This is a genomic window from Microbacterium sp. MPKO10 (assembly GCF_026107415.2).
Taxonomy (GTDB): domain Bacteria; phylum Actinomycetota; class Actinomycetes; order Actinomycetales; family Microbacteriaceae; genus Paramicrobacterium.
This window is the reverse complement of the sequence record NZ_JAPCHX010000001.1, coordinates 784929-797065: the sequence shown is the minus strand read 5'-3', so window position 1 is coordinate 797065 and position 12137 is coordinate 784929. Positions and strand designations below refer to the sequence as shown.

10 protein-coding genes and 2 tRNA genes are annotated in these 12137 nt (G+C 62.1%); 3 read left to right on the top strand and 9 right to left on the bottom strand.

Annotated elements, in window-relative coordinates:
• Positions 1-22: 22 nt before the first annotated feature.
• The 4 genes from OK352_RS03760 to OK352_RS03745 all read right to left on the bottom strand — a co-directional run bounded on the left by OK352_RS03760 (position 23) and on the right by OK352_RS03745 (position 3931).
• Positions 23-1771, bottom strand: a complete 1749-nt coding sequence (locus tag OK352_RS03760; RefSeq protein ID WP_265140049.1) for a DUF6630 family protein — start codon at positions 1769-1771, stop codon at positions 23-25.
• 203 nt (positions 1772-1974) lie between these two features.
• Positions 1975-2274, bottom strand: coding sequence for a transcriptional regulator (locus OK352_RS03755; RefSeq protein WP_265140048.1), 300 nt, complete (start codon positions 2272-2274; stop codon positions 1975-1977).
• Positions 2271-2768: a hypothetical protein gene (locus tag OK352_RS03750; protein WP_265140047.1), complete on the bottom strand. Its 498-nt coding sequence runs from the start codon at positions 2766-2768 to the stop codon at positions 2271-2273. The genes OK352_RS03755 and OK352_RS03750 overlap by 4 nt, the downstream gene beginning before the upstream one ends.
• 566 nt (positions 2769-3334) lie before the next feature.
• Positions 3335-3931 carry a PadR family transcriptional regulator gene (locus tag OK352_RS03745; RefSeq protein WP_265140046.1) on the bottom strand — a complete coding sequence of 199 codons (597 nt, stop codon included), beginning with the start codon at positions 3929-3931 and terminating at the stop codon, positions 3335-3337.
• Positions 3932-3998: 67 nt separating this feature from the next.
• On the opposite strand from OK352_RS03745, the gene OK352_RS03740 reads away from it, so the two are divergent.
• The 3 genes from OK352_RS03740 (at position 3999) to OK352_RS03730 (ending at position 6658) form a co-directional block, all read left to right on the top strand.
• Positions 3999-5327 (top strand): Mu transposase domain-containing protein, encoded by a 1329-nt coding sequence (locus OK352_RS03740; protein ID WP_265140045.1) that lies wholly within the window; start codon positions 3999-4001, stop codon positions 5325-5327.
• Positions 5324-6133, top strand: a complete 810-nt coding sequence (gene istB, locus OK352_RS03735) for an IS21-like element helper ATPase IstB (protein ID WP_265140044.1) — start codon at positions 5324-5326, stop codon at positions 6131-6133. Before OK352_RS03740 ends, istB begins: the two co-directional genes overlap by 4 nt.
• 276 nt (positions 6134-6409) lie before the next feature.
• Positions 6410-6658 carry a recombinase zinc beta ribbon domain-containing protein gene (locus OK352_RS03730; protein WP_265140043.1) on the top strand — a complete coding sequence of 83 codons (249 nt, stop codon included), beginning with the start codon at positions 6410-6412 and terminating at the stop codon, positions 6656-6658.
• 67 nt (positions 6659-6725) lie between these two features.
• On the opposite strand, the gene OK352_RS03725 is transcribed toward OK352_RS03730, so the two are convergent.
• The 5 genes from OK352_RS03725 to gyrB form a co-directional block, all read right to left on the bottom strand.
• A tRNA-Ala gene (locus tag OK352_RS03725) sits at positions 6726-6798 on the bottom strand.
• Positions 6799-6834: 36 nt separating this feature from the next.
• Positions 6835-6908: transfer RNA gene (locus OK352_RS03720), tRNA-Ile, on the bottom strand.
• Positions 6909-6992: 84 nt separating this feature from the next.
• Positions 6993-7397: a DUF3566 domain-containing protein gene (locus OK352_RS03715; RefSeq protein WP_265140042.1), complete on the bottom strand. Its 405-nt coding sequence runs from the start codon at positions 7395-7397 to the stop codon at positions 6993-6995.
• A gap of 2 nt (positions 7398-7399) precedes the next feature.
• Positions 7400-9985, bottom strand: a complete 2586-nt coding sequence (gene gyrA, locus OK352_RS03710; protein ID WP_265140280.1) for a DNA gyrase subunit A — start codon at positions 9983-9985, stop codon at positions 7400-7402.
• Positions 9986-9992: 7 nt separating this feature from the next.
• Positions 9993-12053: a DNA topoisomerase (ATP-hydrolyzing) subunit B gene (gene gyrB / locus OK352_RS03705; RefSeq protein WP_265140041.1), complete on the bottom strand. Its 2061-nt coding sequence runs from the start codon at positions 12051-12053 to the stop codon at positions 9993-9995.
• Positions 12054-12137: the final 84 nt, after the last annotated feature.

Sequence of the window (12137 nt, the reverse complement as noted above, 5' to 3'; positions counted from 1 at the left end):
CGTCATCGTGATGATCTTCCTTTCAGTGGGCCGGCACCGAGCCCGTGGCCCTCAGCGTGCAATCGCCGACCGTACGGCCGACGGCGCGATCGTAGTCTTCGGCGAGCACGGGAAGAACGAACACGTCATCCGAATCGATGTCGAGCTCGAGCAGGCGCACTCCCAGCGGCTCAAGCCACTCATCGAATCGAGGGAGCGCTTTCTCGGTCGCCTTCGGCATCTTCGTCGGATTTCTTCCGGGAACCCGAAGACCGAGCGCGCGGCCAGCATCCTGAATCAAGGCCACGTCTCCGTCGAGAGCCACACCTTTCCAATTGAGCATCGCGACAGTTCCGGCGTCGACCGCGCTTTCAAGAAGCTCGTCGAAAGATCCGGTCAACTGCTCAGCAGAGACCGGGGTCAGCAGCGCTGCGAAATCGGCGAGCGCCAGCTCACCCGATTCAGAGCTGAACGCGTGCGGCTGGCGGGCCTCTGCCGGTTCGAGAACCTTCGGCGGTGTCGGCTTCTTCCACGGCCCCGCAAGCTTCATCTTCGCCGGAATCGACTGCACCCCAGACGCTCGTGCGAAATCAGCAAGCTCACTCGGATACGTTTCGAGATCACGAACAGCGCTGTCGTCAAGGCCGAGAGCCACAGCAAGATACGCCCCGGTGATACACCACTTGACTTGCCCGACGCGCTTATTGCCTTCTTTTTCCTGCCACTCCCGAACAAACTTCTCGAACGCAGCCTGACGACGCCCAGGCGTGGCACCCGTCACCTTCAGCCACCGCTCGTGCACAACCCAGTCCTGCCATCCGTCAGCACGCAGGTCGTCGATTCCGTTGACTTGCGGAACGTCATTGACCAGCGCCAGTACATCCACCGCTCGATACGGAGCATGCGAAATTGCGGGATGCCTGAGAACGTCTCGTACGATATCCATTTTTCCGAGCAGCGTCGCCACCATGATCAGGTTGACGGTGTGCCACACGGTTACCCAGCTGCCGCCCTCCGGCGGCTTCGTGAAAGCAGGTGTCCCGGCGCGACGTTCGAGCAGGGCGAACACGCGCGTGAAGTCTTCGTACCAGCAATCGACAAAGCTGCGAAGTTCCGAGAATTTGTCACCGCGCAGGTAGTGTTCGCCGAACAGCCTGATGTGGTCGTCGAGGGTGTCTTGCTCGATTCGCCTGGCGCGAAAATCCGACTCTGCCCACTCGTCATGGGGGTCAGACTCGATGAGCTCGTTCACCATGTCACGACTTTCCTGAACGTTAGACGACAGGAACTCAGCGTGCTCGTTCACCTCCCCCCACCACGCCCTGGGGTCACGGACGCGGTACTGACCCGCCTGAGACGCGGCGACGCCGAGCCCCCAGCGCTCAAAAAGGCGGCGGAGCAGTGGTTCTTCTGCAGAAAGCAGTTCGCACTCACATTCTGTGCCGTCGTCTGCAGAGATACCGGCCGCGAAGTCTGCACTCCATTCCCTGTGAAAGTGCAGCCAGATTTGCCTGGGTTGTGACATACCGCGCTGTTCGCAGTAGTCCAACAGCTTCGTCAGACTCTCGTCGAGTCGGATCGTCTCCCAGCCCTCCGTATTGCGGATAGGCACAGACGTTCGCAGTTCGGTAATGGCGTAACCGTCATCATCACGAACGATGACGCATGAAAAACTCACCCACGGTTCGTCATCGTCCGTGGCACCGATGACCGTCACCCGCCCGGATTCGAGTGCGTCAGCGAGTTCATCGATCAGTGGTTCGAATGGTTCGGGATCAAGCTCGAGTTCCATGCGATAACCCTATGAGAAACGGATAGCACCTGCGACTCGGCTGTCTCGCTGGGCCGCCATGATCGAAGACGGATCGGCCCGCTCGATACGTCCGAGCGATAAGGAACGACGCGACGGACTCGATGGGCTCGAGCCGCGCTTCCATATCTCGCAAGCTTTCCCCAGATCCAGTGCAACGCGTCGCCGATCTGCACGTCCGGATGTCAGGTGTCGACGATGGCGCGAAGTGCGGCAAGATGGTCACCATATGCTTCGCGCCCCTGAGGGGTGAGTTTCAGCCAGACGCGTTGTCGTGTGTCGCGAACCGCCTTGCGCTGCTCGACATACCCGGCACTCATCAATATGGACACCTGTTTGCTGAGCACAGACGCCGATACTCGCAATTGCTGCTGTACGAGCCCGAATTCCGCCTCTCCCGCGGCCTCGAGCAACGCGCATATGCGCAGCCGATTAGGCGCATGGATGGTCGGATTAATCCCATCCGAGGCCTCAGTGATGCTCACGACTGCCGCTCGTGAAGGCGGACAAACCACAGATGGAAGGCTATCGACAGGGCGGCGCCGATAGTTGCCGCACCGAGCAGCCACCACACTTCGCCCGTCATTCGAAAGGCTATTCCGGCGCCGACGACGATCACCGGAAGCCCGATCATGGCCGAAAGTGTGACTGCCTTCGGCAGCACATTCAACCGCAGAGCGACGCCCGTGCTGGCAGTCCAACGACGACTTGCCAAGAAGAACAGCGCGAAGAACACGCCCTCGACGACGACAATGGCGACAAACCACGCCCAGCGGGGCATCAGCCACTCGGGCTCGGCCAGTGCGCCGCCAAGACCAATCGGCAGAGCGGCCAGCATCGCTGTAAGAACAGCCGTGAACCACAGCGGCCACGGTGTGGCAGAGAGCGCACTCACAGATGCGCGAACACTCTCGGTACCGTCGAGAGCGGCACGCGCCTCTTCTGGCGTCGGCCGAAGTCTTTCGCTGTTAGTTTCCATACTGGAAACTGTATCCGTCACTTTCCATCTTGGCAAGTGTCGTACTCAGAGGCCGAGCACGATGGGGGTGAGTGCGGAAACGATAGAGACTTACATCTCGGGCACACAACGGGTTGAGCTCATCGATGGGCAGACTATGTGCAATCACGCCCTCCCGAGAACCCAGTTACGTCGGCGGGAGTCTGCCATCCGTCTAACCTTCTAGCGCGATGACGAGGGTCGCGGCGGCAAGTACGATCGAGATGGGGGTCATCGTGAAACGCTCGGGTCTGCTGCGAGAGATGCATTCATGATGATGCCGATAACGAAGTAGGCGAAGAGCACCCAAACTGCGGTTTGCACGAAAGTGCTGTCACCGGGAGTTACGCCTCCCCGGCTAAGCAGCAATGCAGCCATCCCGGCATAGAGCACCACCGAGACCAGACTCCCGATGCGGAGTCTCGTACGCAACACCCGATGCTGACCGCCCCAGACGGATCGGCCGAGCGGTTATCCGAGCGCGACAAGCACCTGTAGTACTGCGAGTGCGGTGAGGAGCGCCAGGGCGACCGTGAGGGCGCCCGTGGTCATGCGGACTCCAGTTCATCGAGCCAACGCACCATGAGTTCGTGTGCGCGAATGCCGTAGTCGAGCGTCGCGAGGCGGTATCGCGCCACATCCTGTTCCTGTTCTCGTACCGGTGCCACATGGATCCCGGCCCGCAGTACCGTGAGTCGTTCAAGGTCTGCATCGGCCCTCCGACGCAGCAGGGCGAGGCTCTCAACACGGTTCTCAGATGGCATGCTGCCGAGCAGATATACCTTCGCCAGTGTGATCTGCTCGGCATCCGAATCCGTGATCGGTGAGAGCATCCAGCCGCGCCACGTCTCATGGCCAGACTCGGTGATGGAGTAGAGGTGCTTCGGCCGGCCGGAATCGGACAATTCGTCTTTCGTCACCCACCCCTGCGAGTCAAGTACTTGGAGCGCGCGCTGAATGCTGCCAAGGCTAGCCGAGTAGAAGAGCGAGATACCGGCGGTGAACCGCTTGCGTAAGTCGTATGCGGATAGGGGCCCGTGCAAGAGGAGACCAAGAATAACAAACTGCATGTGCGTTGACGGCGCTCTCTGAAATTCCTCACTTTCGCTCATCGATTTTCCCCACTCCGGGTCGCTTCCGCTCATGAGGGCGGGCCTTCCTCGATGCTGATGGTCTTCGACCACTCACCAGCACGAGAAAGGCCCTTCCTTCATGCTCTCATTGGAGGACGACGTGGATATCCACGCTCTGAAACGGCAGGGGATGACGATCAGTGAGATCGCCCGCCGCACGAATCATGACCGAAAGACTGTTCGGGCGTATCTGTCCGGGCAACGCCAGCCCGGGGAGCGGAAACGCCAGGTCCCGGACCCGTTTGCCGCGTTCGTCGCGTATGTGACCGCGAGGCTGACCGAGGACCCGCACCTGTGGGCTGTGACGCTACTGGACGAGTTGCGGCCGCTCGGATACGCCGGCTCTTATCAAACGCTGACGAGGCAGATCCGCAGCCGCGGGCTACGGCCGGCCTGTCAGGCCTGCGCGCATGTCACGAAACGGCCCAACGCCCTCATCGAGCACCCACCGGGCGAGGAGACGCAGTTCGACTGGGTCGAGATGCCCGATCCGCCCGCCGCCTGGGGTTTCCCCACCAAGCGCGCGTTTGTGCTCGTTGGCTCCCTGGCACACTCTGGTGTCTGGCGGGCGGTGATCTCTCCATCGATGGATCTGCCGCATCTGCTGGCCGCGATGACGACGCTGCTTGGCCTTCTGGGTGAGCTGACCCGTGTCTGGCGCTTTGATCGGATGACGACGGTTTTGAAGGCCGGCACGTCCGATCTCACGCCGATGTTCGCCGCGTTCTCCAAGCACCATGCCATCGAGGTCGTCGCCTGTCGGCCCCGCTCGGGGAACCGGAAGGGCGTGGTGGAGAAGAATAATCACACGGCGGCGCAGCGCTGGTGGCGCAACCTCGCCGACGAGCTCACCCTCGAGCAGGCTCAGACCAGCCTCGAAGCCTTCGCCACGAGCCAGGACCAGCGCCGCCGCGACGACACCGGTGGTAAGTCGACGGCCGCGGCCATGTTCGCGAACGAGCGATTGCGGCCGCTGCCTTCGAGCGTGTTCCCGGTAGTCGTGACTGAGGAACGCACCGCGACCAGGCAAGCGCTGGTCGATTGGCGCGGGAACCGTTACTCGGTCCCTGTCGAGCTCGCCGCGTCCAAGGTGCTCGTTCGCCAGCGCCTCGGCGCCGACATCATCGATATCGCCACCACCGCAGGGACCGTCATCGCCCGGCACGCCCTCGCCGAGCCCGGCCTCGGCGTCACGGTCCGGGACACCGTTCACGTGAGGGCGCTGGAGACGATCGCGCTGGCCTCGGCGCCTCCCGGGCGTCCGCATCGGCGCAAGGAACGCATCCCGCCCGGGCCTGCGGCGCTGCACGCCGCCGAGATACTCACCGGTGCCGACGAGCACCCCTCGACCGTGATCGACCTCGCCGCCTACGAGCAGGCCGCGAAGAACAGGAACACCCTCCGATGAGCACCACACCCACAACGACAGCGGCGAGCGTCTATCAGCAGCTGCGCGGCCACCTGACAGACCTGAAACTCGGAGACGCCGCCGACGCGCTACCCGCCGTGCTCGACCAGGCTCAAGCGGAAGGCTGGTCACTGACCCAGGCCCTTGAACACCTCCTTCGAGCCGAGGTCACCGCTACCGACGCCAGACGCCTCGCCGGCCGATTCCGCTTCGCGAACCTGCCCACCGGCGCGACACTGAACGATTTCGACCTCGACGCCGCCTCCGGCATCGACCGCAACCTGCTGCAGGAACTCGGCACCTGCCGGTTCATCGACACCGCCACCAACGTGCTGCTGATCGGCCCGCCCGGCGTCGGGAAAACACACATCGCCACCGGCCTCGGCCACGCCGCCGTTCAAGCCGGCTACCGCACCTACTTCACCTCCGCCGCTGACCTCGCCGCCCGCTGCCATCGCGCCGCGATCGAGGGCAAATGGTCGACGATGATGCGGTTCTTCGCCGGCCCAACCCTGCTGATCATCGACGAGCTCGGCTACCTCCCGTTACCCGGCGAAACAGCCTCGGCACTGTTCCAGGTCATCAACCAGCGCTACCTGAAAACCTCGATCGTGATCACCACGAACCGGCCCGTCGGCGCCTGGGGCGAGATCCTCGGCGACACCACCGTCGCCGCCGCGATGCTCGACCGACTCCTGCACCGCTCCGTCGTGATCACCCTCGATGGCGCCTCCTACCGGCTCCGCCACCACGCCACCGCAGCCGACGAACTCCGCCGCGCCACCACCGGCACAAACCTGCGCTAACCTAACCACGCGACCCGGGGAAATTCAGCGAGCACAACTGAGGAAAATCAGTGAGCGCCATCAGCGTTTATATACCTCATAGGTACATAGTGAGCGCTCAGGACGGATTGGTTGGGCTAGATCCCCGGGTTCGGACCGTCACGCGATGGTCGTGCACGTACCGTCGCTGAGCACTAGCGGCATGCGATCTTCTCGGAACACCGGCGAGTTGATGAGCTTCCGTAGGAGCGGACGTAGCGCGGTTGATCCTGCCCGTGTCGAGCGGTTATCTCCGATGTGCTGATACCGAAGGGCTCCCTGTTCTGCGGGGCCTGCGGGTCGTGCCTGCAACTCGATCTGCCGAAGAACAAGCAGGGCGCCCAATACGCCTACTTCGTCTGCACCGGACGCAGGAGGCGAACCACCGGTTGCACCCGCTGCCCGATCCTCGTTGCAGTCGCCGAACGCCTCGTCGCCGACTGCTACTCGCGCATCAGCGAGACCCAGTACATCGACATCGACGAAGAACACGCGACACTCCGCTGAGCGGAGCTGTTCACTGTTGCGTCACGCCAGAAAACCATTGTGAGGCATGTGACTACGTATGAAATTGTGGAGCCTAGGGGAATCGAACCCCTGACCTCCTGCTTGCAAAGCAGGCGCTCTACCAATTGAGCTAAGGCCCCGAAAATGGAAGATCAGTTTAACGTGACTCCCACAAGTGGGGCTACCAGGACTTGAACCTGGGACCTCTTCGTTATCAGCGAAGCGCTCTAACCGCCTGAGCTATAGCCCCGTTTTTGACCAGATTCGAGATTACCCGAAATAGTCGTGATTTCCCAATCGAAATCAGCCCCGCAACGGGCCGGGAGTGTCGTGATCAGTTGTTGGTGAAACCCACGAGCAGGCCGCCCGTGATCTTGACCGCCAGGTTGTACAGCCCGGCGGCCAGCGCACCGAGAACCGTCACGATCACCAGGTTCAAGATCGCGACGACAAGCGCGAAGCCCATGACTCGGCCAAGCCCGATGATCGCTTCAAGCCCCTCCTTGTCACCGGTGACCTCCTTGTAGAGGCTCGACACCTGGTCGAAGACGCCCGTGGCATCGAGAACGGTGAAAACCAGGAAGAAGAACACGACCGTGATAATCGCGGCGGCAATCGCGATCAGGAACGACAGCTTCAGCGCCGACCAGAAGTCGACGTATACGAGCTTCAGGCGCACCTGCTTGCTCGACGGCTTTCGCGCTGACTTCTTAGCCAGTTTGTCGGCAACGCTTGTCATTCTTACTCTTCCTGTTGCGGAGCGTCAGGGGCCTCGACCCCTTCAGACTCACCAGCATCCGGCGATTCGGACTCGGGATCGTCTTCCGACTCCTCATTCTCAAGCTGTCTATCGCTGTTTCTAGCCAAAGCGAGGATGCGGTCGTTCTCAGCGAATCGTGCGAAGACCACGCCCATCGTGTCGCGTCCCTTGGCGGGAACCTCGGCCACGGCAGAGCGTACCACCTTGCCGCTGGCAAGAACCACCAAGACTTCGTCATCCTCGGCGACGACCAGGGCGCCCGCGAGAACGCCGCGATCTTCGTGAAGTTTCGCGACCTTGATGCCGAGTCCGCCACGGTTCTGAAGCCGGTAATGACTGACGTGCGTCCGCTTGGCGTAACCGCCTTCGGTGACCACGAACATGTACCAGTCACTGTCGTCAGCGACCCAGGATGCTGAGAGCAGCTGGTCGCCCTCACGGAAGGACATGCCTTTCACACCGGATGTTGAGCGGCCCATCGGGCGCAGCGCCTCATCGGTCGCCGTGAACCGCAGAGACATTCCCTGGTGGGACACGAGCATGATGTCGGTGTCGGAGTTCACCAGGAGCGCCGACACGAGCTCGTCACCCTCGCGCAGGTTGATCGCGATGATGCCACCTGTGCGGTTGGTGTCGTACTCGGTGAGCTTCGTCTTCTTCATCAGGCCGTCGCGCGTAGCCAGCACGAGATACTCGGCAGTCTCGTAGTCCGGGATGTCAAGGATCTGCGCGATCTCTTCGTCCGGCTGCAGAGCGAGGAAGTTGGCGACGTGCTGACCCTTCGCGTCACGCCCGCCCTCTTGAAGCTCATAGGTCTTCGCGCGGTACACCCGGCCCTTGTTCGTGAAGAACAGCAGCCAGTGGTGCGTCGTCGTGACGAAGAAGTGCTCGACGATGTCGTCGGCGCGCAACTGGGCGCCACGGACGCCCTTGCCGCCTCGGTGCTGCGACCGGTAATTGTCGCTGCGCGTGCGCTTCACGTATCCGCCGCGTGTGACGGAGACAACCATCTCTTCCTCAGGGATGAGGTCTTCGATGGACATGTCGCCGTCGTAGCCGAACAGAATCTCGGTGCGCCGATCGTCGCCGTAGCGGTCGACGATCTCGGTGAGTTCTTCGGAGACAATCGTGCGCTGGCGCACCTCGTCGGCGAGGATCGCCTTGTACTCGGCGATCTCCTTTTCGATCTCAGCCAGTCGATCGATGATCTTCTGACGCTCGAGTGCCGCGAGGCGACGCAGCTGCATCGCCAGGATCGCATCTGCCTGAAGCTGATCGATGTCGAGCAGCTCGATGAGCCCAGTGCGTGCTTCGTCAACGGTCGGCGAACGGCGGATGAGCGCGATGACCTCGTCAAGGGCGTCGAGTGCCTTCACATACCCGCGCTGAATATGCGCGTCTGCCTCGGCCTTCCGCAGCCGGTACTGGGTGCGGCGCACAATGACGTCGATCTGGTGGGCCACCCACGCGGTAATGAACCCGTCGAGGGCAAGGGTGCGCGGCACACCGTCCACGATCGCGAGCATGTTCGCGCCGAAGTTCTCTTGCAGCTGCGTGTGCTTGTACAGGTTGTTGAGCACGACCTTGGCGACAGCATCCCGCTTGAGCACGATCACCAGACGCTGGCCCGTCCGACCCGACGTTTCATCACGAATGTCGGCGATGCCGCTCAGCCGGCCGTCCTTGATCATCTCGGCGATGCGGATCGCAAGATTATCGGGGTTGACCTGGTACGGCAGTTCGGTGACGACGAGGCAGGTGCGACCCTGAATCTCTTCGACGTTGACGACCGCGCGCATCGTGATCGATCCGCGGCCCGTCCGGTAGGCGTCGTGGATGCCCTTGACGCCGAGGATCTGCGCGCCGGTCGGGAAGTCCGGGCCTTTGATGCGGTGCATGAGGGCTTCGAGAAGCTCCTCGCGCGATGCTTCCGGGTTCTCGAGGTGCCAGAGAGCGCCAGAGGCGACTTCGCGCAGGTTGTGCGGCGGGATGTTCGTGGCCATGCCGACCGCGATACCGACGGAGCCGTTGACCAGAAGGTTCGGGAAGCGCGAGGGCAGGATCGTCGGCTCCTGGGTGCGCCCGTCGTAGTTGTCTTGGAAGTCGACGGTGTCTTCGTCGATGTCGCGGACCATCTCGAGGGCGAGCGGCGCCATCTTGGTCTCGGTGTACCGGGGGGCGGCGGCGCCGTCGTTTCCGGGTGAGCCGAAGTTGCCCTGCCCGAGCGCGAGTGGATAGCGAAGACTCCACGGCTGAACGAGGCGCACCAGCGCGTCGTAGATAGCCGAGTCGCCGTGGGGGTGGAAGTTTCCCATGACGTCGCCGACAACACGGGCGCACTTTGAGAACGCCTTGTCTGGGCGGTACCCGCCGTCGAACATCGCGTAGATCACGCGGCGGTGCACGGGCTTCATGCCATCGCGCACCTCGGGAAGCGCACGCCCGACAATCACGCTCATTGCGTAGTCGAGGTACGACCGCTGCATTTCGAGCTGCAGGTCAACCTGGTCGATGCGACCGTGGACTCCGAAGGATTCGCCTTCGCCCGTTTCGTTCTCTGGGGTCACGTCGTCGTTAGATGTCAAGGAAGCGCACGTCCTTCGCGTTCTTCTGGATGAAGTTGCGGCGAGACTCGACGTCCTCGCCCATCAGAATGGAGAAAATCTCGTCAACGGCCGCGGCATCGTCAAGGGTGACCTGACGCAGCGTTCGCGACTCGGGGTTCATCGTGGTCTCCCACAATTCCTTGTAGTCCATCTCGCCAAGACCCTTGTAGCGCTGAATCCCGTTGTCCTTCGGGATCCGCTTGCCATTGGCCTGACCATGCACCAGCAGCGCGTCGCGCTCCTCATCGGAGTACACGTACTCGTGCGGGGCATTGGACCACTTGAGGCGGAACAGCGGCGGCTGCGCGAGATAGACGTAGCCCATCTCGATGAGCGGGCGCATGTAGCGGAACAGCAGCGTCAGCAGCAGCGTCGTGATGTGCTGGCCGTCAACGTCAGCATCCGCCATCAGCACAATCTTGTGATAGCGCGCCTTGTCGCCGTTGAAATCCTCGCCGATTCCGGTGCCGAACGCGGTGATCATCGCCTGGATCTCCGCATTGCCAAGGGCCCGATCCAGCCGCGCCTTCTCGACATTGAGCACCTTTCCGCGCAGCGCGAGAATGGCCTGCGTTTCGGGGTTGCGCCCCTGCGTGGCCGATCCGCCTGCCGAGTCTCCCTCGACGAGGAAGATCTCGCTGAGCGTCGGGTCCTTCGACTGGCAGTCCTTCAGCTTTCCGGGCATACCGCCGCCCTCGAGCAGCCCTTTGCGGCGCGCAGTCTCGCGCGCCTTGCGAGCAGCCATACGAGCGGATGCTGCCTGAATAGCCTTCCGGATGATGTCTTTCGCTGAGATCGGGTTGCGGTCGAACCAGTCGCCAAGTTCGTCCCAGACGACCTTCTGCACGAACGCCTTCGCTTCGGTGTTACCCAACTTGGTCTTCGTCTGGCCTTCGAACTGCGGTTCGCTCAGCTTCACGGAGACGACGGCGGTGAGTCCTTCACGGACATCCTCGCCCGAGAGATTGTCGTCCTTCTCTTTCAGGATGCTCTTCTCGCGCGCGTACCGGTTGATCAGAGTCGTGAGCGCGGCGCGGAAACCCTCTTCGTGAGTCCCACCCTCGTGCGTGTTGATCGTGTTCGCGTAGGTGTGGACGCTCTCGGTGTAGGCCGTCGTCCACTGCATGGCGACTTCAAGTGCAATCTTGCGCTCGGTGTCCTCGGTCTCGAAGGCGATGATCTCGTCGTTGACGAGGTCGCCGCGCTTGCTGCGGTTGAGGAACTCCACGTAGTCGACAAGACCGCGCTCGTAGTAGAAGACCTCGTGCGGAACCTTGCGCTCGGCGGTTGATTCGGCCTCGGGATCGATGCCCTCCGAGTCGTCTTCGGCGATGGTGAAGACGCCGGTCTCGGGGTTCGGATCGTCGAGCTCTCGGCTGGGGCGCTCGTCGCGCAGGCTGATGCGCAGCCCCTTGTTGAGGAACGCCATCTGCTGAAAACGCGTGCGCAGGGTGTCGTAATCGAAATCAATGGTCTCGAAGATCTCACTGCTCGGCCAGAACGTGATCGTGGTTCCCGTAATATCTGTCGCCTCGCCCTTTTCGAGGGGCGCGTCGGGGAATCCGTCGTGATAGCGCTGGCGATACACGTTGCCCTGCCGCCTAACCTCCACGTCGAGCTGGCGTGACAGCGCGTTGACGACCGAGCTGCCGACACCGTGCAGACCACCGGAAACCGCGTAACCGCCGCCGCCGAATTTGCCGCCGGCGTGCAATACGGTCAGAACGAGCTGAACCGTGGAAATGCCCTCGCGCTCGTGAATATCGACGGGGATGCCGCGTCCGTTATCAACACAGCGGATGCCGCCGTCTTCCAGGATCGTGACGTCGATAGCGTCGCAGTACCCGGCAAGCGCCTCATCGACAGAGTTGTCGACGATCTCTTGAACCAGGTGGTGAAGGCCACGCGGGCCGGTTGACCCGATATACATGCCGGGACGTTTGCGAACAGCTTCGAGTCCTTCAAGAACCTGAATGTCGTCAGCGCCGTAATCGTTCGTGCCCTCGCCGTTCTTCGGTTCTGATGACATATAAAAGAGACTCCAAACCGTCGCGAATTCGACGTTTGAGTCTACCAAATGAGACTGGGAAAAAGGCGCTCAACGCCCGTTTGA

Coding starts and splice junctions, on each gene's coding strand:
- OK352_RS03760 (WP_265140049.1), bottom strand. CDS start 1,771: ATGGAACTCGAGCTTGATCCCGAACCATTCGAACCACTGATCGATGAA.
- OK352_RS03740 (WP_265140045.1), top strand. CDS start 3,999: ATGCTCTCATTGGAGGACGACGTGGATATCCACGCTCTGAAACGGCAG.
- OK352_RS03745 (WP_265140046.1), bottom strand. CDS start 3,931: ATGAGCGGAAGCGACCCGGAGTGGGGAAAATCGATGAGCGAAAGTGAG.
- OK352_RS03715 (WP_265140042.1), bottom strand. CDS start 7,397: ATGACAAGCGTTGCCGACAAACTGGCTAAGAAGTCAGCGCGAAAGCCG.
- OK352_RS03750 (WP_265140047.1), bottom strand. CDS start 2,768: ATGGAAACTAACAGCGAAAGACTTCGGCCGACGCCAGAAGAGGCGCGT.
- istB (WP_265140044.1), top strand. CDS start 5,324: ATGAGCACCACACCCACAACGACAGCGGCGAGCGTCTATCAGCAGCTG.
- gyrB (WP_265140041.1), bottom strand. CDS start 12,053: ATGTCATCAGAACCGAAGAACGGCGAGGGCACGAACGATTACGGCGCT.